The sequence below is a fragment of the Thermostichus sp. MS-CIW-25 genome (assembly GCF_054060015.1).
This window is the reverse complement of record NZ_JBSSCS010000084.1, coordinates 1-1079: the sequence shown is the minus strand read 5'-3', so window position 1 is coordinate 1079 and position 1079 is coordinate 1. Positions and strand designations below refer to the sequence as shown.

The 1079-nt window shown below is 61.0% G+C and carries 2 protein-coding genes; one reads left to right on the top strand and one right to left on the bottom strand.

The features are described 5' to 3' along the window. Positions 1 to 274: 274 nt before the first annotated feature. A complete protein-coding gene (locus tag ACVWZ1_RS14365; protein ID WP_457503748.1) occupies positions 275 to 460 on the bottom strand; it encodes a hypothetical protein in 186 nt (61 codons plus the stop codon). Between the two features lie 138 nt (positions 461 to 598). On the opposite strand from ACVWZ1_RS14365, the gene ACVWZ1_RS14360 reads away from it, so the two are divergent. Continuing rightward, positions 599 to 1079 (top strand): tetratricopeptide repeat protein (locus tag ACVWZ1_RS14360; protein ID WP_457503747.1); only part of this gene is annotated, 481 nt, incomplete at its 3' end.

The window sequence follows — 1079 nt, the reverse complement described above, 5'->3', positions numbered from 1 at the left end:
TCCCAGCCACGCTCACGATTACCCTCCTGGCCACCAACCCAGTTACGGTAAGCTTCAGTGCTGCAGGAAGCACCTTTACTGCTTTCCTACCCACTAGTCAGACTACCATTACGCAGAGTATCCTAGAGATACGTGGCCTTGGAATTAGTACTTCCTTCACATTTACCGGTCCGGCGGTTACTGCTACTGCAAATGGCCAAAGCTCCAGTGCCTCTGGCAGTCAGCTCACTGGCCCGGTCAACCTGACTCTAGTCCTCCCCAACCAAACTTTCTCCTACTCGGCCACCTTCACTGCCAGCTTTACCTCCAGCGGCACGGTGGCAGGCACGCCGGCCAATGCGGCTGGTTTCGAGATCAGCCAGGGGGCTACGGGCACCTGCCGCGCCGAGTTCGACAAAGAGCCGGCTACAGGCACGGGTGCTGGCCCTATCACCACCGCTCGCGGGCCACGGCTGGACATTACTTTCACTGTCCCGCGCTAATTGGCGCTCTGCTGCCTCAGCAGCTGGCGGGCCTGTGCAGGCGGGCCCGCTTTTTTCTCACGCAACCCAGATTAGGTATAGAATCAGGAGTCGTGAAACCCAGGGATCCAGGCCAAGTGACACCCGATGCGCTGATAGCCACCTTGGAAGCGGCAACCCGCCACCACCAGGCAGGGGAGCTGCAGCAGGCGGAGGCGGCCTACCGGCAGGTGCTGGCTCTCCAGCCCGACCAACCGGAGGCTCTGCATTTTCTGGGCATCCTCTGCTACCAGACGGGCCGCCTTGAGGAAGCCGCGGCCCACATGGCCAAGGCCACGCAGCTGCGGCCAGAGCAGGCAGCCTTTCACAGCAACTTGGGCGCTGTATATCAAGCGCTGGGCAAGCTGGAAGCAGCTATCGAATGCTACAGCCAAGCGGTGGCGCTGCAGCCGGATCACCTGCAGGCCCTCTTCAACCTGGGCCTCTGCCACTTTCAACTGGGCCAGTATGACCAAGCCGAGGAGTATTACCGGCGGGCCCTGGCCCTGCAGCCCCAAGATCCTCAGATTTTGACAGATTTGGCCCACATTGAGCGGCAAAAAGGGCGGCTGGCAACGG